The sequence below is a fragment of the Nocardia sp. NPDC050710 genome (assembly GCF_040654375.1).
Classification (GTDB): domain Bacteria; phylum Actinomycetota; class Actinomycetes; order Mycobacteriales; family Mycobacteriaceae; genus Nocardia.
Genome location: NZ_JBFAHV010000001.1, coordinates 405619 through 424949 on the forward strand (window position 1 = coordinate 405619; position 19331 = coordinate 424949).

The following is a 19331-nucleotide window of genomic DNA, read 5'->3' on the forward strand; positions in this document are numbered from 1 at the left end:
CAGGTTCGATGGTTCCGGATCGGCGAATGTGGTTGAGGGCAAAGGATATTCGGCTCGGCGTGGTCGGAGGCCGCACACGCCATATCGCCACCGACACCATGGGTCTGCTGCTGGCGGTCATGGTCACCGCCGCCGGTACCCAGGACCGCGACGGCGCGGTCCCGCTGCGGGCGAGGCTACGGGAGCGGTTCTCCACTGTCGCATTGATCTGGGCCGATGCCGGCTATGCGGGCAGGCTGGTGCGCTGGGCGCGCCAGGTCCTGGACCTGACCGTAACGATCGTCAAACGCACTGATCCCGGCTTCGTCGTGCTGCCGCGCCGCTGGGTCGCGGAACGAACACTGGCCTGGATCAGCAAACACCGCTACGAAACCCGCCCTGACCACCACGAAGCCATGGTCCACATCGCCACCATCATGACCATGTCGCGCCGACTCGCCCGAGCATGACCACTGTTCCCGGACGCTCACTGAGAGACCGATCGAGTCGGCGAGCCACTTGCGCCCCGACTCCCAGCGAGCGAGACGACCACCGCGACTGCCACCAGACTCGCGGTCGAAGAGGTACGCAACGAACGCAACTCCTCGCCTCCGTGCCGCCGCCGCGAGTTCCGGATATGCCCGCGCGGTCAGGCGACGGACTCGTGCCCGCACGATCCAGATGATCGCGACCGCAAGTCACATCACGAGCGTGACGACTACGAGCACGGCGCCGCGGCACCAGCGCGGCCACCGCCAACACGATCAGGTACAGCGCCGTGAGGGTGGACAGGCGCGCGCTCGGATACCGTCCGCGCAGCCGAGTATGTCAGCCGGCGTTCTTGGTGCAGGCCGAAATCGCGACGCGCGCGGCGCGGGGCTGGGCGCTACCGAGGTCCGGGAAGGGCGGGGCGCTTTCGCCGAGGGAGGCAACCGCTCTCCCCTCGGCCTCCGCGCGAGTACCGGCGGCGGCCCAGCCATACTTGCCGTCGGCCCCCTGGGCGATCGCGGCGCAACTATCGACGAAGCGCTGCACCAATTCGCAGTCGTAGACACCGCATTCACGGATCGCCGCGGCATCGGCTGTCACCCGGCTCGGGTGATCGACCGCCGACACCACCTTGCCGGTCGTGCGCGAAACCGCGAGAGTTCCGTGGTACATCGCAGCGGCGTCGGCGGGTCCGGAGCCCGCCCCGGCAACGGCGAATGCGGCGGTAGACGAGACGGCGACCGCGAGGGCCGACTTGCGCAGCACGGACAAGAGAACTCTCCCGTTTCAAAGACGTTGACGGGAGGATCTTGGCCCACCACAGTCGAATTGTCCAGCAATTCGATTGGGAGGCAACAGCTATCGACCCCAGCCAGAAAATGCCGCTACCGAGCGCAGTTGCGGTCGGGGACAACACAACGACCTCACCCACCCGAGCCGAGGACGGCCGCAATGTTCCGGCCTGCCAGATCCGGTCGGCTGGACTGCGACCGACACCGAGCCCGCAATCAACTGGCCGCTCGTGCACTATCGACCGCTCCGAAGGGAATGTACTTGCCGATCAACGACGACTGGAAGTGGCTGGAAGAGCTACCGAGTTGGGAGATACCCGAGGAGCTGGAAGGGCCGACCAATGTCACCGCCCACAATATTGCGATCAAGCTGCTTTCCTGCGGCATCCTCGGCCTGGAAACCAATGTCCTCATCGGCAACTATATAGCCGAAGAAGCACGGTTCAATATCTGGTTCTTGACAAATGCCAAGCAGTCGGGAACGGCCCGCGATCTACTCGGCCTCGTCAGCATGTACGACCAACTCGATCGAGAAGTCTACGAGGCATGGAAGAGGCTGGAACGATGCCTGAGCATGGAGATTTCCGACGAGGAGAGGAAGATCCAGATATCGGCAGCGAAGGAAGCGATTTCATCGGCCCTGGACAATGCGATTGAAACTATGCGACGCACGCGTACGTCCGAGGCCCGATGAGAGTGGCCGTGAGCGTTGCGGAACAGCCGGAGCGCGCTGGCCGTACCGGGCGCACTGCCAGGCCGCCAAAGTGGTACCCACCCATGCAGTCCGACAGCCTCGGAATCGACATGCGCCCCTCGGTGAGTCGGTTACCGTCCGATGGTCAACGCCCCCGCTCCCGCGCGACGGGGAAGCGGCCAGCCGATCCACCTGTCACCAAGAGTCGGTTCCCTACAACGGCTTTCGCCGCTGCGCCGACCGGCACAGTCGTCGCCTTCGATCACCGACCGACCACATCGGATCCCGCCGCAGTCATCACCGGCACGACGGCCGCGAAATCGAGCCCAGCACAAGGGAGACGGTGTCGTCGGGGAACCCGCCACAGTGCCGCGGCTCACCACAGGGAATGCCGTTCCCACGCGACCGCATCGAGTCGCTGCCAGTCGTTCTCCAACCAATCCCAGATCAGCTGGCCGACCTCGCTCACGTCGTGCACCGTAGTGGCGAGGTAGTCGGCGTCAGCGACTCCGGAGTGCACCTCGAACAGGTAGTCGGTGTCGCTGTTGCGGTAGGTCTGAATGAACGCCGCCCGGTTGTCGGCCCTTGCCACTGTCATGAACGGTCCGCCACGGGCGTAGCGCAGATTGCCCAGCCAGTAGTTGAGGTGGTCGTGGGTGAGTGTCGTCAACTGTCTGGCGCCGACCGTCACGGTCAGGTTCCGGTGCACGACCGGCGCCTCCGCGGGCAGGGTGTCCGGCCAGGGAGCGCCGAGTTCGTCGTCAGTCTTCATCCGGGTAACCCCAATCGAAATCCACCTGGGCATGCGGCACGAGGGCGGTCACCCGGCGGGTGAGCTTCTGCTCGAAGTCCTCCGACCAGAGGTAGAACCTACTGAAAATAACTGGATAGTCGGAGTCCGCCCGGACGAAAAGACTCTCCCCCACTTCTCCCAGTGTGATGAACACTTCGAGGCTCAGACCCTCGTTCTCGAGCACGTCGGTCAGCAGCGCTGTCACGCCTGCGCGTTCGCGCTCGTCCTTCAGCTCCCGAATCGTGAAGGAGACGTCGATATTCACGGACACGGAGTCGACCGTAGCGTGGATCACCGACAGTCCGATATCGGCGGGAACCCGTGACCACCGCTGGTCGTCCGCACCAGGGGCGACCTGATGGCAGATGCCGACCCGTGCCCTGCCGATGGTGGCGGTTCGGATCGATCGGCGTCCGCGGCCCGAATATCAGCGTCGGGCGGAGATCGACCGGGATTCGTATCCGCCCGCGCGTACCGCGGCGGCGATCAGATGTTCCACCGGCCGTGGGCGGGTGGACAGCAGCAGCGGCAAGTCGCTGTGGCGGGCTTCGAGCAAGTCGGCTTTGGCGTTGGCGTACAAGGACATGGCGTTGGCGATCTGGTATGGCAGAAGGCCGATCGTCCGGAGAGATGCGCGGGCCTCGGACAGAGGGCGATCCCGGTAAGTGACCGGGCGGTCGAGCAGTTCGCTCAGCGCGGCGGCGATATCGTGGCCCGTGACCGTGGTAACGCCTTCCAGTTCGTAGGTTTTTCCCGCATGCCGGCTGCGGAAGCCCGCAGCCACATCACGTTCGGATTCGCCGGCGATCCGAACCGCGATATCGGCCAGATCTTGTTTGGCGACTACCGATACCCGGCCGGCGCCGAGCGGTGCCGCGAAAATTCCTGTGTCGGTGACGGATTCCGCCGCAGCCAAGCCCAAACCCACTGGCACTTCGGGGTAGAGACCGTCGCGGAGCACCGTCACGTCGAACGGCGCGGACCGCAACAGAGCTTCGGTGCTTCGATGCGGTGCGGCGATGGTCATGTGCCGACCGGAGTGAGCCAGGCTGGTGTAAACGACATGACGCACGCCCGCGGTCGTCGCGGCGTCGACAACCGCGCTGTGGCGGGCCATTACGACATCGTCTTCGGCGTAGCCCGCCGAGATGAACACCAGCACATCTATGCCACTGAAGCCGCCGGCCAGGCTGTCCGGATCATCGAAGTCGATGCGTCGCGCGGCAGAACCGTCCCCGGAACGCGTGCCCGTGACCACGTCGAGGTCGGGCAATGCGGCCAGACCCGCGTGGATCAGACCGCCGAGGCTCCCGGAAACACCGGTGACGAGAATCATGCTGGGGCTCCTGACGTTGTATCTGATGTGCAGAACGATGTCATCGAGCGTGATCCAGTCGTCGACCCGGCAAAAGAAGGCACTTCACGGTCAGCTACGCATACCACGATCACCATCCAGGTAGACCGCCCTATTCCCGACTGGCGCAGTGAGAATCGCGACTGCGGAATCCGCGACGTGCTCGACCGAGTCGGCGACCGGTGGACCGTGCTGGTGCTGGTCGAATTGTCCGAAGGCGTACGGCGTTTCGGCGACCTCCAACGGGCGATCCCCGGGATCTCGCAGCGCATGCTCACAGTCACGACCAAGCGACTGTGCCGGGACGGATTCGTCGAGCGCACCGCCTACCCGACCATCCCACCGCAGGTCGACTACCGCCTCACCGAGATGGGCCGCAGCCTGGTCGATGTCGCACTGGCGCTGGCGGATTGGTCGGCCACGTATCAGGACCCCATCCGCACCGCACGCCGTCTGTGGGACGACCAGCACCCCCGTCGGACCGAGAACCACTGACTGCCAGGTACTCGCCGATCTGCGCTCGCCCATATCGCGAGTCGGGTTCGATCCGACTGAGCCGCAGGTGAATACGGCCTAGGCGGGGAGTTCGGCGACGATCTGTCTCGCGGCGGCGGCCCAACGGTCCTCCGTCGGTGGGGTAGGTAGGTTGCTGCCGACCAGAAAGATGGTGGCGACGAACTTGTCGGTGAAAATCCAGGCTCGCGGGTACTCGGTCTGTCCTTCGATCAGGACGGCCCGCCCGATACCTCGGATAATGCAGGTTCCGGGTTCGGTGCGGCGCGCGATCATCGCGTCGGTGACTGCGCCCTGCTGTGGCCGCATCACCTTGATCGACGCGGTGAAGGACAGAATGCCACCGGCAGTCAGGTAATAGGTGCAGCTTCGACCGAATGAGCCGTCGCTCCGCTTGGTCTTGGTGTCGCTGCCATCATCGAGACTCACCCTGGCGAGTGCGCTGATTTCCGCCGCATCGAGAACGCACTCGTTGTCCACGGCATGTTCTTCGAGTGGCGCGTCGACACCGGCGGGTGGTGCGGTAGTGGTGCTTTGTGGCCCCGCCACCGGATTGCCCTCGACTACGCTCCCGCATGCGGCAGCCGACATCACGAGCGCCCCCGCCAACACCTTCGACACCACAGCCATGCCCATCGCCCCCGCGGTCGGTATCCGAACGGCAATGATGCCATATCAGTGCGAGATGACATCTACCAGTGTTCTTTTGGTCGAACGCGTCAGCGCTACCTCGCGCTGCGGAGTCGAGGAGTAGGCGACGTGAACGACGAGAGCCCTCGATACAGGGAGCGCTAGACCGTGAAGCCCAAGGCGCGCAGCTGTTCCCGGCCATCCTCGGTGATCTTGTCGGGACCCCACGGGGGCATCCAGACCCAGTTGATCTCGAGATCGTCGACCAGACCGCTGCGGACCAGGGCGTTGCGGGACTGATCCTCGATGACGTCGGTGAGCGGGCAGGCCGCGGACGTCAGGGTCATATCCAGTTTGGCGATCTCGCCCTCGACCTTGATGCCGTACACCAGGCCGAGGTCGACGACATTGATGCCGAGTTCCGGATCGACGACGTCGCGCATCGCCTCCTCGATATCCTCGAGGTGTTTGATCTCATCGGCCGACAGTTCGACCTGTTCGACCTGCTCGGTTTCGGTTACCGGTGTTTCACTCATGCTGTAGCCCCATTCGTACCCATCGTCCGCTTCGCCTCTTCCGCCGAGGTTATCCGGACCACCGCATCCTTGAACGCCATCCAGCCCAGCAGCGCGCACTTCACCCGCGCCGGATATTTCGACACCCCGGCCAGTGCGATACCGTCGCCGATCACATCCTCGTCGCCCTCGATGGTGCCGCGGCTGGAGATCATCTCGTTGTACGAGTCGACCACCTTCAGCGCCTGCTGCACCGGCAGACCGATCACCTGATCGGCCAGGATCGAGGTGGCGGCCTGGCTAATGGAACAGCCCTGACCGTCATAGGAGACGTCGGCGACATCACCGTTGTCGCTCAGCTGGACGCGCAGGGTCACCTCGTCACCGCAGGTCGGGTTCACGTGATGCACTTCGGCACCGAACGGCTCCCGCAGCCCGCGGTGGTGCGGGTGCTTGTAATGGTCCAGGATTACTTCCTGGTACATCTGCTCCATGCGCATGTTCTATGCAACCCCGAAGAAGCTCTGAGCCTTCCGCACGGCCGCGACCAGTGCGTCCACCTCATCGAGCGTGTTGTAGACCGCGAACGACGCCCGCGCCGTGGCGGGAATCCCCAACCGGCGCATCAGCGGCCACGCGCAGTGGTGGCCGACGCGGATCGCGACGCCTTCGTCGTCCAGGATCTGGCCCACATCGTGGGCGTGGATGCCCTCGACCACGAATGACACCGCGCCACCGCGATCGACATTCTCGGTCGGGCCGACGATGTGCACACCGTCGATGGCGCCGAGACCTTCCAGCGTCGCGCCGACCAGCGTGTGCTCATGTGCCGCAACGGCATCCATGCCGATCTCTTCGAGATACCGCACCGCCGCGCCCAATCCGACCACCTGCGAGGTCATCGGCACGCCCGCCTCGAACCGCTGCGGCGGCGGGGCGTAGGTGCTGCCCTGCATGGTGACCGTCTCGATCATCGAACCACCGGTGATGAACGGCGGTGTCTCCTCGAGCAGCGCGCGGCGGCCGTAGAGCACACCGACGCCGGAGGGACCGAGCATCTTGTGCCCGGAGAACGCGGCCAAATCGACGCCGAGCTCGCGGAGGTTCACCGGCATATGCGGTACCGACTGGCAGGCGTCCAGCACCACCAGAGCGCCGACTTCCTTTGCCCGGCGCACCATTTCGGCGACATCGGCGATCGCGCCCGTCACATTGGACTGGTGCGTGAACGCGACGACCTTGGTGGCGGGCGACAACTCGAGCGAATCGAGGTCGATCCGGCCGTCGTCGGTGATGCCGTACCACTTCAACGTCGCACCGGTGCGCCGCGCGAGTTCCTGCCACGGAACGAGATTCGCGTGATGCTCCAGTTCGGTGATGACGATCTCGTCGCCGGGACCCACGTGGTACGGGAACCGGGAGTCGGAGAACGAGTAGGTCACCAGGTTCAGCGATTCGGTCGCGTTCTTGGTGAAGACGATCTCACCGGCGTCGACGCCGACGAACCGGGCGATATCGGCCCTCGCGCCCTCGTAGGCGTCGGTCGCCTCCTCCGCCAGCTGATGCGCGCCGCGGTGCACCGCCGAATTGCTCTCGGTAAGGAATCGCCGTTCCGCGTCCAGTACCGCCAGCGGCCGCTGCGACGTCGCGCCGGAGTCCAGGTACACCAGCGGCTTCCCGTCCCGAACCGTGCGGTTCAGGATCGGGAAGTCGGCCCGGATGCGGGCCACGTCGAGGGTACGGACCGTGGCGGTCATATCAGGCTCCCGCGGTAGCGGACTCGGGGACGGCAGTCGGCGAAGCCGACGCCTGGGTGAAGCGAACGTAGCCGTTGGCGTCGAGTTCCTCGGCGAGTTCGGCGCCGCCCTCGGCGACGATGCGGCCACCGACGAATACGTGCACGAATTCGGGCTGGATGTAGCGCAGGATGCGGGTGTAGTGGGTGATCAGCAGCACGCCACCGTTCTCACGATCCTTGTAGCGGTTGACGCCCTCGGAGACGATGCGCAGCGCGTCGACGTCCAGGCCGGAGTCGGTCTCGTCCAGGATCGCGATCTTCGGCTTGAGCAGGCCGAGTTGCAGGATCTCGTGGCGCTTCTTCTCACCACCGGAGAAGCCCTCGTTCACGCTGCGGTCGGCGAAGGCGGCGTCGATTTCGAGCTCGTTCATCGACTCCTTCACCTCCTTGACCCAGGTGCGCAGCTTCGGGGCCTCGCCGCGGACCGCGGTGGCAGCGGTGCGCAGGAAGTTCGACATCGAGACACCGGGGACCTCGACCGGGTACTGCATGGCGAGGAACAGACCGGCACGCGCGCGCTCGTCGACCGACATCTCGAGGACGTCCTCGCCGTCGAGGGTGATCGAGCCGGAGGTCACCGTGTACTTCGGGTGCCCGGCGATCGCGTACGACAGGGTCGACTTGCCCGAGCCGTTCGGGCCCATGATGGCGTGGGTCTCACCGGACTTGATGGTGAGGTTCACGCCCTTGAGGATCTTGATGGGCTCGCCGGACTCGTCGGGGTTGGCGACCTCGACGTGCAGGTCCTTGATTTCCAGGGTGGTCATCGAATTCGAATTCCTTTTGCGGGGGGTATGTGGTTCGGGTATCAGGCGCCGATCGCGGCGAGTTCGGCCTCGATGGCCGACTCCAGCCGCGCCCGGACCTCGGGGACCGCGATCTTCTGGATGATTTCGTGGAAGAAGCCGCGCACCACCAGGCGTCGCGCCGCATCTTCCGGAATGCCGCGAGCACGCAGGTAGAACAGCTGCTCGTCATCGAAACGCCCGGTGGCGCTGGCGTGTCCGGCTCCGACGATCTCGCCGGTCTCGATCTCCAGGTTCGGCACCGAGTCTGCGCGGGCGCCGTCGGTGAGCACCAGGTTGCGGTTCACCTCGAAGGTGTCGGTGCCCTCGGCGGCCGCGCGGATCAGCACGTCGCCGACCCACACCGTGCGGGCGTCGCCCTTCGGGGAGTGCGGGTCGCCCTGCAGCGCACCCTTGTACAGCACATTCGACTTGCAGTTCGGCACCGCGTGGTCGACGAGCAGGCGCTGCTCGAAGTGCTGACCCGCGTCGGCGAAGTAGAGGCCGAGCAGTTCGGCGTCGCCGCCGGGACCCGCGTAGCGGACATTGCCGGTGAGCCGCACCAAGTCACCGCCCAGGGTGACCGAGGTGTGCCGCAGCGTGGCGTCGCGGCCCAGCTTGGCGTGGTGCGCGGTGGCGTGCACGGCGTCGTCGGCCCAGTCGTGGACCGCGACAACGGTGAGCTTGGCGCTGTCGCCGAGCACGAATTCCACATTCTCCGCGAAGGTTCCGCTGCCACGCTGGTCGATGACCACGGTCGCGACGGCGAAGGTGTCCAGCCGGATCTGCAAGTGACCGTAGGCGGTCTTACCCTCGCCCGGACCGGTGATGGTGACCGTAACCGGCTCGGCCACTTCGGTTTCCTTACCGACCGACACGATGGTCGCCGATTCGAAACCGGAGTATGCCTGAGCGGCAACACGATCCGACGGAACGCCCGCCGCACCCAGGCGGGAGTCGGTGCGCTCCACCGTTTCCACGCTCACCCCGGCGACGGGGGTGACCTCGACGGTCGCCTTACCGTCGCGGATCGCGGTGCCGTCCTGCAGCCCGCGGAGGCGACGCAGCGGGGTGAACCGCCACGCCTCGTCCTTGGCCGAGGGCACCTCGAAGGCGTTCACGTCGAAGGAGGTGAATACCTCCCCCTTATTACTGGGCGCAACGGTAGCTCCGCTGGCTGCGCTCTTGCCCGGAGTACGAGCCTCAGCGGCCTCGGCAACGTTCTCGACTGCCATCAGCCGACGGCTCCTTCCATCTGCAGTTCGATCAGGCGGTTCAGCTCGAGGGCGTATTCCATCGGCAGTTCCTTGGCGATGGGCTCGACGAAGCCGCGCACCACCATCGCCATCGCCTCGTCCTCGGTCATGCCGCGGCTCATCAGGTAGAACAGCTGATCCTCGGAGACCTTCGAGACGGTCGCCTCGTGGCCCATGGTCACGTCGTCCTCGCGGATGTCGACGTAAGGGTAGGTATCCGAACGGCTGATCGTGTCGACCAGCAGCGCGTCACACTTCACGGTCGACTTGGAGCCGTGCGCACCCTTGTTGACCTGGACCAGGCCGCGGTACGACGCACGACCGCCGCCGCGCGCCACCGACTTCGACACGATGGTCGAGGAGGTGTGCGGCGCCAGGTGCAGCATCTTCGCGCCGGTGTCCTGGTGCTGGCCCTCGCCGGCGAACGCCACCGAGAGCACCTCGCCCTTGGCGTACTCACCCATCATCCAAACGGACGGGTACTTCATGGTGACCTTGGAGCCGATATTGCCGTCGATCCACTCCATGGTCGCGCCCGCCTCGGCCTTGGCCCGCTTGGTGACCAGGTTGTAGACGTTGTTCGACCAGTTCTGGATGGTGGTGTAGCGGCAGCGGCCGCCCTTCTTCACGATGATCTCGACGACCGCCGAGTGCAGCGAGTCGGACTTGTAGATCGGCGCGGTGCAGCCCTCGACGTAGTGCACGTAGGCGCCCTCGTCGACGATGATCAGGGTCCGCTCGAACTGGCCCATATTCTCGGTGTTGATGCGGAAGTAGGCCTGCAGCGGGATATCGACGTGCACGCCCGGCGGCACGTAGATGAAGGAGCCACCCGACCACACGGCGGTGTTCAGCGCGGAGAACTTGTTGTCACCGGCGGGGATCACCGAGCCGAAGTACTGCTGGAAGATCTCCGGGTGCTCGCGCAGACCGGTGTCGGTGTCGAGGAAGATGACGCCCTGCTTCTCCAGATCCTCGCGGATGGAGTGGTAGACGACCTCCGACTCGTACTGCGCGGCGACACCGGCGACGAGGCGCTGCTTCTCCGCCTCCGGGATGCCGAGCTTGTCGTAGGTGTTCTTGATGTCCTCGGGCAGGTCTTCCCAGCTCTCCGCCTGCTTCTCGCTGGAGCGCACGAAGTACTTGATGTTGTCGAAGTCGATACCGTCGAGGTTGGAACCCCAATGCGGCATGGGCTTGCGATCGAAGATGCGCAGGGCCTTCAGGCGCTGCTCGAGCATCCATTCGGTTTCGTTCTTCTTGGCCGAGATGTCGCGGACGACAGCCTCGGACAGGCCTCGTTGCGCACTGGCACCGGCCACATCCGAATCGGCCCAGCCGTAACCGTATTTGCCCAGCGAGGCGATGGTCTCTTCCTGGGTGAGCGGTTGCACCTGGTCGGTGGTCGTCGTCATTCGGCACTCCTTCCGGAGTCGTTCGTACGTACCGTCGCGGGCTGTGCGGCGGCTGATGGTGAAGTTTTGGCAATCGGTAATACGAGCAGCGGCACGTGCGTGGTGCACGCGCAGTCGCCGTTGGCGATGGTCGCGAGCCGCTGCACATGGGTGCCGAGCAGTTCGCGGAACGCCTCCAGCTCTGCCGCGCACAGCTGCGGAAATTCCTCCGCGACGTGCGCGACGGGGCAGTGATGCTGGCAGATCTGCACACCCGCGCCCACCTTGCGGGTGGTGGCGGCGAAGCCCGCGTCGGTGAACGCCTCGGCGATCTCCTCGGCCTTCGCCTCCATCTGCTCCGGGGTGTGCTCCCCGACCGCGTCGATCCCGGCCACGATAGTGCGTGCCCGTTTGCGCGCGAATTCGGTGATGGCTTGTTCGCCACCGATTTCACCGAGCTGCCGGATGGCGGCCCCGGCCAGATCGTCGTAGGCGTGGCCCAGCTTGCCCCGCCCGGCGGCAGTGAGCTGGTACTGCTTGGCGGGACGACCGCGCCCCTTCTGCTGCCAGGGCGCTGAGCGGCTGGCCCGCGCTTCCCCGGAATCGATGAGGGCGTCGAGGTGGCGGCGCACCCCGGCGGGGGCGAGCCCCAGCTTCGCCCCGATGGCGGTCGCGGTAATCGGGCCGTCCTCGAGCAGCAACTGCACGATGGCCGCCCGGGTATGCCCTTCGGTCCCGACCGCCGCGGGCACGGCAGACGACCCGGTACCAGCCTTGCGACCAGCCCTTTCGTCCTCTTTCCGCAAACCCACGGTTTTCACAACATCAGTGTGGCGGAATTCGTTCCCGAAATCTAATAAGGGTGCCCTGAGTAGATGGACGTCTGACCAGCGGCGGAAGGGGTCGGATACGCGCTACCGCAGGAAATGCGAGATCCAGTGGGTCCGCGGTGGATCCATCCGGCGACCGAAGTGACGCACTACACAGCGTTCGACCACATACTGGACGCCTGGTGGACCACCGACGGACGGCACTCAGCGCACGGCGACGAGTTTGAGCGGTGTATCCAAAAGGGCGTCGACGGCGTCGTCCCAGGTGGCCGTGACGGTGGTGACCTTCGACGGGTCGAAGCGCCCCGCGGCGACCAGCTCCAGGACCGCCGGGATGACCGGTCGGACGTGGGCACGGCCGGTGTGGAAGGTGCAGCAGCGTGAATACATATCGAATATCGGCAGCGCGACCTCGCCGAGTTGCACGCTGACGCTCGTGCACCAGCCGTCGTAGGTGGTCGCGTCGATCGCACCGCGTAGCGCCGTAGCCCCGCCCGCGGCCTCGACGGTGATCGGGAACCGGCCGACCCTGGCATTGCCCGGACCTTCGATCGCCTCGGCGCCGAAGGCGCGGGCGATCTCCAGCCGTTCGACCGAATCATCCAGGTAGACGACCCGATCCGAGCCGAGAGCGACCGCGAGACCGGCGGCGTAGAGGCCGATGGACGGCGCGGCCGGACCACCGATCACCAACACTTCCGCGCCCGGGTCGGCGGCCAATTGCGGGCCGACGGTGCGATAGCCGTCCGGGATATTGTCGCTGGCGCTGGCCACGACCGCCGGGTCGATGCCCGCCGGAACCGGACCGAGCATGGCGTCGGCGTGCGGAATAAGGGCCAGATCCGCCCAGAGCCCACCCCAACCGAGGCCGCCGAGGGTGCCCAGCCCGAAGGTGGACATCCGCGGATGACTCAGGCAGTTGCCGGTGCGCCCTAGCAGGCAGGCTTTGCACGCGCCGCACGAGATCTGGAACGGCACAATGACATGGTCGCCGACCGCGACGGTGCGCACCTCGTCTCCGATCGCGACGACCTCGGCCACGCCCTCGTGTCCGAACGGATACGGACCGGGGAGCGGGAAGGCTCCGCGCAGCACGGCCGGGTCGATATCGCAGGTGGCCAGCGCCACCGGCCGCACCAGCGCCTGGCCCGGTGCGGTGAGCTCGGGTTCGGGCGCCTCCTCCCATTTCAGCTCGCCGGGACCGAACAACATCAATCGCTTCATGATCCGAGTCTCGCTAGAACGTTCTTTCTAGTCAATGCCCTCAGCGCGCATCATCGACTTCCGGAGGATTTCCGGTCGGGCCCGCATCAGCCAGCGTCATCCGGATCAGCCGCTCCATCCCCGCCGCCACGGCACGCAACGGCGCATCCGAACGTCGCACCCGCGACAGGATCGTCGCGCCCTCGTACGCCGCGACCACCGTCGTCGCCAGGTCCGCGGCCTCCTCCGCCGCCAACCCCACTTCGATGAGCAATCCGCCGAACGCCCGCTCCATCGCATCGAAGGCCGCGACGCACGCGCCCCGCACCGCCTCCACATCGCTGCCGCCGTCCAGCGCGGGCGTCCCCACCGGGCACCCGTCCGTCCAGTCCGACCCCGCCAGCTTCGCGACCATGAATTCGAAGAGCGTCGCGGTCGTCGCGAACACATCGGTCGGCGCCTGTGCGATCAACCGACCCGACAGGACCCCGGTTCCGGTGATCGCGGCGACCGCGATCTCCTCCTTCCCACCCGGAAAGTGGTGGTAGATCGACCCGTACGGCAACCCCGCCGCCTCGCTCAACTTCTTCAACCCGAATCCGTGGTACCCGTGCCGGGCCAACAACCCGGCCGCCGCCACCTCGATCCGCCGCCTCGACTCCGAAATCATGCCCCGATTGTGCTCCGTCGCCGCGGTATCGGCCGAGACGCCACCGGTCCGGATTCGGCGTTCGGCAACGACGCTCGAGCCGCTCGAGCGGGGTGCGACCAGGCCCGTCCGCGCCCCCGGACGACACGGCCGGATCCGCTACGCTGACCCCGTGATGTCAGGCGAACAGGGCGAACAGGCTGTCAAAAGTGACGGTTCCCACGCCTCCAGCCCCCTGATTCGGCTCCGTCGGACCAAGCCCTTCGCCTCCGCGGTGGCGCTGGGCAGGCGCGTGATCGGGATCGATGTACCTCCCGACCACACCGTCAGCGAAGCACTGCACGTCAACGAACCCGAGGCCGCCGGACTCAACGCCCACGAAACCACCCAGTTGCGCCGGGTCCGGCTGCTCGGCGCGACCGGCACGGTGATGATGGCGATCGGCGCCCTCGGCCTCGGCGCCCAGCCCACACTCCAGAACCCCACCTACGGCAAGGCCATCCTCGGACTGCCGGCGCGGGTGCACAGTTCCGGGTTGGCGGTGACCATGGTCGGCACCGTCATCGTGATGCTGGCGTGGCTACTGCTCGGCCGGTTCGCGCTGGGTTTGCAGTCCAATCGGGTGCGTCGGCTCAGCCGGTCGCAGTTGGATCGCACCCTGCTGCTGTGGATCATTCCGCTCTCGGTCGCGCCACCCATGTTCAGCCAGGACGTGTATTCCTATCTGGCGCAGGGCGAAATCGCGGCGCGCGGACTCGACCCCTATGACGTGGGGCCGGTGCAGGGTCTCGGCCAGGATCATGTCCTGACGCGCAGCGTTCCCAATATTTGGCAGAATTCGCCGGCACCGTACGGACCGCTCTCGATCTGGTTCGGTAAGGGAATTGCCGAACTCACCGGGGAGAACATTCTCGCGGGAGTGCTGCTGCATCGCCTGCTCGCACTGATCGGCGTCGCCTGCATCGTGTGGGCACTGCCGCGTCTGGCCCAGCGGTGCCGCGTATCCAGTGTCGCCGCGCTGTGGCTCGGCGCCGCGAACCCCCTGGTGATATTCCACCTGGTATCCGGTGTGCACAACGAGGCCATGATGATCGGCCTGATGCTCGTCGGCCTGGAATTGTGCCTGGCGGCGCTGAGCCGCGTCGGCCCGCTTCGTGGGCATACGCTGACCTTGTTCCTGGCGGGCGCCACCGCCATCGCGCTCTCCGCGACCATCAAGATTCCCTCGATGCTCGCGCTGGCCTTCGTCTGGATGGCGTTGAGCCGACGGTGGGGCCGCGATGGGCGCGCCATCCTCACCTCGGCACTCCTGCTCGGCAGTGTCACCGCGACGGTGATGCTGGCGGTCTGTCTCGGCAGCGGCCTCGGCTTCGGCTGGATCGACACCCTGACGACCGCCAACTCCGTGCGCAGCTGGATGTCGCTGCCGACGGCGCTCGGCGTGGCCACCGGATTCGGTGGCGTACTCCTGGGATTGGGCGACCATACGACCGCGCTGCTGAGCATTACCCGGCCCATCGCGGCGGCCGCGGCCGCACTCATCGTGGTGCGGCTGCTGATCGCCACCTGGAGCGGCAGGCTGCATCCGGTCGGTGCGCTCGGCGTCGCCTTCGGCGCGGTGGTGCTGTTGTTCCCGGTGGTGCAGCCCTGGTATCTGCTGTGGGGCATCGTGCCGCTGGCCGCCTGGGCCAACCGGCCCGCCTTCCGCGTCCCGGCGACGGTGGCATCGGCGGTGGTCGCCGTGCTGCTGATGCCGTCGGGCAGCGACATCACGCCGTTCGTGCTCATCTACGCGGCCGCCATCACGATCGTCACCTGCCTGCTGATGATCCTGGCCACCCGCAAGTCACTGCCGTGGCGAATGAACCGAGCGGGCGCCGAAACGGCGGTCCCCGCGACGCCCGCATCCGGGTCGAGAGATTGACCGTGCAGGGGTGTCTTCCAGGTCACATCGGTCGACCGCTTACGGTGTGACATCGTGCGGGAGCGGAGCGAGCGAACAATGGGCACGGCACCCTCGGGCGCGGCGGGGCCGAGCGCCTGCGAGGCGCGGTCGTGACTACAGCCTCTGGACCCGCCGTCCGCGTCGACGGCGTCGTCAAGCGTTATGGCGAGACCACCGCGGTCGACGGCCTGTCCTTCGATGTCGAACGGGCACAGGTGCTTGCGCTGCTCGGGCCGAACGGCGCCGGGAAGACGACCACCGTCGAAATGTGCGAGGGTTTCGTCACCCCGGACGCGGGTTCGGTGCGGGTACTGGGACTTGATCCGATCGCCGATTCCGACCGGCTGCGCCCGCGCATCGGCGTCATGTTGCAAGGCGGCGGCGCCTATCCCGGCGCCCGGGCCGGTGAGATGCTCGAATTGGTCGCCTCCTACTCGGCCGATCCGCTCGACCCCGAATGGCTGCTGCGCACGCTCGGGCTACAGGACAACCGCCGCACGCCGTACCGCCGTCTCTCCGGCGGTCAGCAGCAGCGGCTCGCGCTGGCCTGCGCGCTGGTCGGACGACCGGAGATCGTATTCCTGGACGAGCCGACCGCGGGACTGGACGCGCAGGCCCGGTTGATCGTGTGGGAGCTGATCGACGCGCTGCGCCGCGACGGCGTCACCGTGCTGCTCACCACGCACGTGATGGACGAGGCCGAGCAACTCGCCGACCAACTGGTGATCATCGACCACGGGCAGATCGTCGCCGCGGGCACCCCGGCCGAGGTCACCGCGCACGGCGCCGCGGGTCAGCTGCGCTTCACCGCGCCGCCGAAGCTCGATCTGACACTGTTGAAATCGGCCCTGCCGGAAGGGTTCTCGCCGCGCGAGACCTCGCCCGGCGCATACCTGGTGGAGGGCGAGATCGACCCGCAGGTGCTGGCGACCGTCACCGCGTGGTGTGCCCAGCTCAATGTGCTGGCCACCGATATCCGGATCGATCAGCGTCGGCTCGAAGACGTCTTCTTGGAACTCACCGGACGGGACCTACGCGGATGACGCAGCCAGACCTGACCGCCAATCGCTTCGCACCCGGCACCTTCACCCCGGATCCGCGCCCGACCACCCGCGCCGCGATGCTCGCGGCGCAGACCCGGCTCGAGCTGATCCTGTTGCTGCGCAACGGCGAACAGCTGTTGCTCACCATGTTCATCCCGATCACGCTGCTGGTCGGCCTGAGCCTGCTGCCCTTCGGCGATCTCGGCAACACCCGCGTCGACAAGATCGTGCCCGCGGTGATGATGGTGGCCGTCATGTCCACCGCATTCACCGGCCAGGCCATCGCGGTCGGCTTCGACCGCCGCTACGGGGCACTGAAACGCCTGGGCGCCACCGCGCTTCCGCGCTGGGGCATTATCGCGGGCAAGAGCGCCGCGGTACTGATCGTGGTGGTGATGCAGGCAATCCTGCTCGGCGCCATCGGTTTCGCGCTCGGCTGGCGGCCCGGTGTGGTCGGCCTGGTGTTCGGCGCGCTCGTCATCGCACTCGGCACCTTCACCTTCGCCGCCATGGGCCTGCTGCTCGGCGGCACCTTGAAGGCGGAGATCGTACTGGCGCTGGCCAATATCCTCTGGTTCGTCATGCTGGGCATCGCCAGCATCGTCTTCGCCTCCGATGATCTGCCGACCGCGGTCGATGTGCTGGCCCGCCTGATCCCCTCCGGCGCCCTGGCCGTCACCCTCGATGACGCCCTGCACAGCGGTATCGACTGGTTCGGCGTGGCCGTCCTCACCACCTGGGGCATCGGATCGGCCTTCCTCGCCACCCGCCTCTTCCGCTTCCACTGATTCGAGCTGCCACAGACCATGTCCCCGCCGCACAGAGGTCACAACCTCTGTGCGGCGCCCAGTGGGTCTGTGGCAGACCGGTGGAGTGTCTAACGACACTTTGTAGTAGACCGGGTGTGGGGGGCGGTTGGGGGGTCGCTACGATCGTCGGGTGGTGTATCGCGCATTCTTGCGACTCGTCGACCGGCTCCCGCTTCCCTCGTTGCGGGTGCAGCGGCTGATCGCGGTTGCGGTCGTTCTCACCCAGGCGGGGATCGCGGTTACCGGGTCGATTGTGCGGGTCACCGCCTCGGGACTGGGCTGTCCGACCTGGCCGCAGTGCTTTCCCGGCAGCTTCACCCCGGTCGCGGTGTCCGAGGTGGCGGCGTTGCACCAAGCGGTCGAATTCGGTAATCGCATGTTGACCTTCGTGGTCAGCCTCTTCGCGGGCCTGATCGTGCTGGCCGTCGTTCGCGCCCGCCGCCGACACGAAGTGCTGGTGTACGCCTGGCTGATGCCGGGCGGCACGGTGCTGCAGGCAATCATCGGCGGCATTACGGTCCGCACCGGGCTGCTGTGGTGGACGGTTGCCGTGCACCTGCTTGCTTCGATGCTGATGGTGTGGCTCGCGACGGTCATGTACGCGAAGATCAGCGAACCCGACGACGGCATCGAAACCGTCCAGGCGCCCGCGCCCCTGCGCTGGCTCAGCGTCCTGAGCGGGGTCGCCCTGGCCGCCGTCCTGGTGGCGGGCACCCTGGTCACCGCCGCGGGCCCGCATGCGGGTGACAAGGGTATCGAGCGACCCGTTGCCCGCCTCGAGGTCGAGATCGTCACCCTGGTCCACCTGCACTCGCAGCTGCTGGTCGGCTATCTGGCCCTGCTCATCGGCCTCGCGTTCGGTCTATTCGCCGTCGGCATCACTCCCGCCGTCCGCACCCGCCTGTTCGCCCTGCTGGCCATCGTCTGCTCCCAGGCCCTCATCGGTGTCGTCCAGTACTTCACCGATGTCCCCGCCGTCCTCGTCGTCTTCCACGTCGGTGGCGCCGCCGCCTGCACCGCGGCCACCGCCGCCCTCTGGGCCTCGCTCCGCACGCGCGAGCAGGTCCTCGCACCCGAAACGGCCGCCGCTACCCAGGCGGCCTAGATACCCTCTCGACGAGCCACCGGCTCCGGAGGAGATCCCGCCGCCGGGCCCTGAACCTCGGTGCCGCCGCGTGTTGCACGACTCCTGCCCGCCCGGCGTGGCCATGAACACATAGCGCTGGATCCGGTCCTGGCCCGGCTCCCGTCGGCGTTCATCGCAACGACGGGTGCACCCGCGATATCGCGACAGTACGCACCGCTCCGGTCCGGGCGATCATGGCTCGACGTCGACCCAGCGCACGCCGCAACGCTCACCGACTTCGTCGCGAGCACTTGTCGACCGATATGTAACCCCGGTCTGCGGCGATTGATACGACAGGCCGGAAACGCGGATGCCGTCGGCTCGGGACTTTGGTCCTCTCGAACATGCCCTCGGACCCGATGCGGCGGCCGGGGTCGGGTACAAGGGTGGGTGGGGTAGTTCGATAACGAATTGGTGACGCCCACCGATGAACACCACGACACCCGACGGATCGCGGTGCCGAGAAGGAGAGAGGCCCCCGATGACGAACCGCCCGCCCCGCTGTCCGACCCAGCCCAATACGGCACCGCTGGCCTCGCTAGCCGTCCTGCTCGGCGTAATCATGGTGCTGGCCGCCGTTGCCGAATTGGATCGGATTCCCGGCTGGGCCGCCGACTACGGAACGGTGCTCATCGTCATGGCCATCGCGACATACCTGGCCGTGGCCGGGCGGGTATTGCACTGGGGAATCGGCGAACTGCTCGATCCCGAACGGCCGTAACGACCGTGGCCGCG

At 66.6% G+C, this 19331-nt stretch carries 22 protein-coding genes; 8 read left to right on the forward strand and 14 right to left on the reverse strand.

Annotated elements, in window-relative coordinates:
• Nucleotides 1–26: 26 nt before the first annotated feature.
• The gene (locus AB0H61_RS01820) at nt 27–449 is read left to right on the forward strand and encodes a transposase (protein ID WP_357297964.1); all 423 of its coding nucleotides are present in this window, start codon (nt 27–29) and stop codon (nt 447–449) included.
• Nucleotides 450–807: 358 nt separating this feature from the next.
• On the opposite strand, the gene AB0H61_RS01825 is transcribed toward AB0H61_RS01820, so the two are convergent.
• Nucleotides 808–1233, reverse strand: coding sequence for a DUF4189 domain-containing protein (locus tag AB0H61_RS01825; RefSeq protein WP_357297967.1), 426 nt, complete (start codon nt 1231–1233; stop codon nt 808–810).
• Between the two features lie 288 nt (nt 1234–1521).
• Here AB0H61_RS01825 and AB0H61_RS01830 point away from each other — a divergent pair, with 288 nt between their 5' ends.
• The gene (locus AB0H61_RS01830) at nt 1522–1953 is read left to right on the forward strand and encodes a hypothetical protein (protein WP_357297968.1); all 432 of its coding nucleotides are present in this window, start codon (nt 1522–1524) and stop codon (nt 1951–1953) included.
• A gap of 376 nt (nt 1954–2329) precedes the next feature.
• On the opposite strand, the gene AB0H61_RS01835 is transcribed toward AB0H61_RS01830, so the two are convergent.
• The 3 genes from AB0H61_RS01835 to AB0H61_RS01845 form a co-directional block, all read right to left on the reverse strand.
• Nucleotides 2330–2725 carry a hypothetical protein gene (locus AB0H61_RS01835; protein ID WP_357297970.1) on the reverse strand — a complete coding sequence of 132 codons (396 nt, stop codon included), beginning with the start codon at nt 2723–2725 and terminating at the stop codon, nt 2330–2332.
• The gene (locus AB0H61_RS01840) at nt 2715–3017 is read right to left on the reverse strand and encodes a hypothetical protein (protein ID WP_357297973.1); all 303 of its coding nucleotides are present in this window, start codon (nt 3015–3017) and stop codon (nt 2715–2717) included. The genes AB0H61_RS01835 and AB0H61_RS01840 overlap by 11 nt, the downstream gene beginning before the upstream one ends.
• Before the next feature lie 156 nt (nt 3018–3173).
• Nucleotides 3174–4082, reverse strand: coding sequence for an NmrA family NAD(P)-binding protein (locus tag AB0H61_RS01845; RefSeq protein ID WP_357297975.1), 909 nt, complete (start codon nt 4080–4082; stop codon nt 3174–3176).
• A gap of 177 nt (nt 4083–4259) precedes the next feature.
• Here AB0H61_RS01845 and AB0H61_RS01850 point away from each other — a divergent pair, with 177 nt between their 5' ends.
• Nucleotides 4260–4595 (forward strand): helix-turn-helix domain-containing protein, encoded by a 336-nt coding sequence (locus AB0H61_RS01850; protein ID WP_357297977.1) that lies wholly within the window; start codon nt 4260–4262, stop codon nt 4593–4595.
• A gap of 78 nt (nt 4596–4673) precedes the next feature.
• On the opposite strand, the gene AB0H61_RS01855 is transcribed toward AB0H61_RS01850, so the two are convergent.
• The 10 genes from AB0H61_RS01855 to AB0H61_RS01900 form a co-directional block, all read right to left on the reverse strand.
• On the reverse strand, nt 4674–5243 hold the full coding sequence (locus tag AB0H61_RS01855) for a hypothetical protein (RefSeq protein WP_357297979.1): 570 nt from the start codon (nt 5241–5243) through the stop codon (nt 4674–4676).
• Nucleotides 5244–5404: 161 nt separating this feature from the next.
• Nucleotides 5405–5779: a metal-sulfur cluster assembly factor gene (locus AB0H61_RS01860; protein ID WP_357297982.1), complete on the reverse strand. Its 375-nt coding sequence runs from the start codon at nt 5777–5779 to the stop codon at nt 5405–5407.
• Nucleotides 5776–6258: a Fe-S cluster assembly sulfur transfer protein SufU gene (sufU, locus tag AB0H61_RS01865; protein ID WP_357297985.1), complete on the reverse strand. Its 483-nt coding sequence runs from the start codon at nt 6256–6258 to the stop codon at nt 5776–5778. Before sufU ends, AB0H61_RS01860 begins: the two co-directional genes overlap by 4 nt.
• Nucleotides 6259–6261: 3 nt before the next feature.
• On the reverse strand, nt 6262–7515 hold the full coding sequence (locus tag AB0H61_RS01870; RefSeq protein WP_357297988.1) for a cysteine desulfurase: 1254 nt from the start codon (nt 7513–7515) through the stop codon (nt 6262–6264).
• Nucleotide 7516: 1 nt separating this feature from the next.
• Nucleotides 7517–8323, reverse strand: coding sequence for a Fe-S cluster assembly ATPase SufC (gene sufC / locus AB0H61_RS01875; protein ID WP_357297991.1), 807 nt, complete (start codon nt 8321–8323; stop codon nt 7517–7519).
• Between the two features lie 41 nt (nt 8324–8364).
• Entirely contained in the window at nt 8365–9576 is a 1212-nt protein-coding gene (sufD, locus tag AB0H61_RS01880) for a Fe-S cluster assembly protein SufD (protein WP_357297994.1), read from the reverse strand.
• Nucleotides 9576–11012 carry a Fe-S cluster assembly protein SufB gene (gene sufB / locus AB0H61_RS01885; RefSeq protein ID WP_357297998.1) on the reverse strand — a complete coding sequence of 479 codons (1437 nt, stop codon included), beginning with the start codon at nt 11010–11012 and terminating at the stop codon, nt 9576–9578. The genes sufD and sufB overlap by 1 nt, the downstream gene beginning before the upstream one ends.
• The gene (locus AB0H61_RS01890; protein WP_357299803.1) at nt 11009–11803 is read right to left on the reverse strand and encodes a metalloregulator ArsR/SmtB family transcription factor; all 795 of its coding nucleotides are present in this window, start codon (nt 11801–11803) and stop codon (nt 11009–11011) included. Before AB0H61_RS01890 ends, sufB begins: the two co-directional genes overlap by 4 nt.
• 222 nt (nt 11804–12025) lie before the next feature.
• A complete protein-coding gene (locus tag AB0H61_RS01895; protein ID WP_357298000.1) occupies nt 12026–13045 on the reverse strand; it encodes an alcohol dehydrogenase catalytic domain-containing protein in 1020 nt (339 codons plus the stop codon).
• A 40-nt stretch (nt 13046–13085) separates the two neighbouring features.
• Nucleotides 13086–13694: a TetR/AcrR family transcriptional regulator gene (locus tag AB0H61_RS01900; RefSeq protein WP_357298003.1), complete on the reverse strand. Its 609-nt coding sequence runs from the start codon at nt 13692–13694 to the stop codon at nt 13086–13088.
• Between the two features lie 154 nt (nt 13695–13848).
• On the opposite strand from AB0H61_RS01900, the gene mptB reads away from it, so the two are divergent.
• The 5 genes from mptB to AB0H61_RS01925 all read left to right on the forward strand — a co-directional run bounded on the left by mptB (nt 13849) and on the right by AB0H61_RS01925 (nt 19317).
• Entirely contained in the window at nt 13849–15597 is a 1749-nt protein-coding gene (gene mptB / locus AB0H61_RS01905; RefSeq protein ID WP_357299806.1) for a polyprenol phosphomannose-dependent alpha 1,6 mannosyltransferase MptB, read from the forward strand.
• A 131-nt stretch (nt 15598–15728) separates the two neighbouring features.
• The gene (locus AB0H61_RS01910) at nt 15729–16661 is read left to right on the forward strand and encodes an ABC transporter ATP-binding protein (protein ID WP_357298006.1); all 933 of its coding nucleotides are present in this window, start codon (nt 15729–15731) and stop codon (nt 16659–16661) included.
• Complete coding sequence (locus AB0H61_RS01915; protein WP_357298008.1) at nt 16658–17449, forward strand: ABC transporter permease; 792 nt, start codon at nt 16658–16660, stop codon at nt 17447–17449. The genes AB0H61_RS01910 and AB0H61_RS01915 overlap by 4 nt, the downstream gene beginning before the upstream one ends.
• Nucleotides 17450–17600: 151 nt before the next feature.
• Nucleotides 17601–18575 carry a heme A synthase gene (locus AB0H61_RS01920; RefSeq protein ID WP_357298010.1) on the forward strand — a complete coding sequence of 325 codons (975 nt, stop codon included), beginning with the start codon at nt 17601–17603 and terminating at the stop codon, nt 18573–18575.
• A gap of 502 nt (nt 18576–19077) precedes the next feature.
• Entirely contained in the window at nt 19078–19317 is a 240-nt protein-coding gene (locus tag AB0H61_RS01925) for a hypothetical protein (protein ID WP_357298012.1), read from the forward strand.
• Nucleotides 19318–19331: the final 14 nt, after the last annotated feature.

Excerpts from the sequence above, each read along its gene's own strand:
- AB0H61_RS01835 (WP_357297970.1), bottom strand. The coding sequence starts at position 2,725 with ATGAAGACTGACGACGAACTCGGCGCTCCCTGGCCGGACACCCTGCCC.
- AB0H61_RS01855 (WP_357297979.1), bottom strand. The coding sequence starts at position 5,243 with ATGGCTGTGGTGTCGAAGGTGTTGGCGGGGGCGCTCGTGATGTCGGCT.
- sufC (WP_357297991.1), bottom strand. The coding sequence starts at position 8,323 with ATGACCACCCTGGAAATCAAGGACCTGCACGTCGAGGTCGCCAACCCC.
- AB0H61_RS01925 (WP_357298012.1), top strand. The coding sequence starts at position 19,078 with ATGACGAACCGCCCGCCCCGCTGTCCGACCCAGCCCAATACGGCACCG.
- AB0H61_RS01820 (WP_357297964.1), top strand. The coding sequence starts at position 27 with ATGTGGTTGAGGGCAAAGGATATTCGGCTCGGCGTGGTCGGAGGCCGC.
- sufB (WP_357297998.1), bottom strand. The coding sequence starts at position 11,012 with ATGACGACGACCACCGACCAGGTGCAACCGCTCACCCAGGAAGAGACC.
- mptB (WP_357299806.1), top strand. The coding sequence starts at position 13,849 with ATGTCAGGCGAACAGGGCGAACAGGCTGTCAAAAGTGACGGTTCCCAC.
- AB0H61_RS01860 (WP_357297982.1), bottom strand. The coding sequence starts at position 5,779 with ATGAGTGAAACACCGGTAACCGAAACCGAGCAGGTCGAACAGGTCGAA.
- sufU (WP_357297985.1), bottom strand. The coding sequence starts at position 6,258 with ATGCGCATGGAGCAGATGTACCAGGAAGTAATCCTGGACCATTACAAG.
- AB0H61_RS01870 (WP_357297988.1), bottom strand. The coding sequence starts at position 7,515 with ATGACCGCCACGGTCCGTACCCTCGACGTGGCCCGCATCCGGGCCGAC.
- AB0H61_RS01895 (WP_357298000.1), bottom strand. The coding sequence starts at position 13,045 with ATGAAGCGATTGATGTTGTTCGGTCCCGGCGAGCTGAAATGGGAGGAG.
- sufD (WP_357297994.1), bottom strand. The coding sequence starts at position 9,576 with ATGGCAGTCGAGAACGTTGCCGAGGCCGCTGAGGCTCGTACTCCGGGC.
- AB0H61_RS01845 (WP_357297975.1), bottom strand. The coding sequence starts at position 4,082 with ATGATTCTCGTCACCGGTGTTTCCGGGAGCCTCGGCGGTCTGATCCAC.
- AB0H61_RS01900 (WP_357298003.1), bottom strand. The coding sequence starts at position 13,694 with ATGATTTCGGAGTCGAGGCGGCGGATCGAGGTGGCGGCGGCCGGGTTG.
- AB0H61_RS01915 (WP_357298008.1), top strand. The coding sequence starts at position 16,658 with ATGACGCAGCCAGACCTGACCGCCAATCGCTTCGCACCCGGCACCTTC.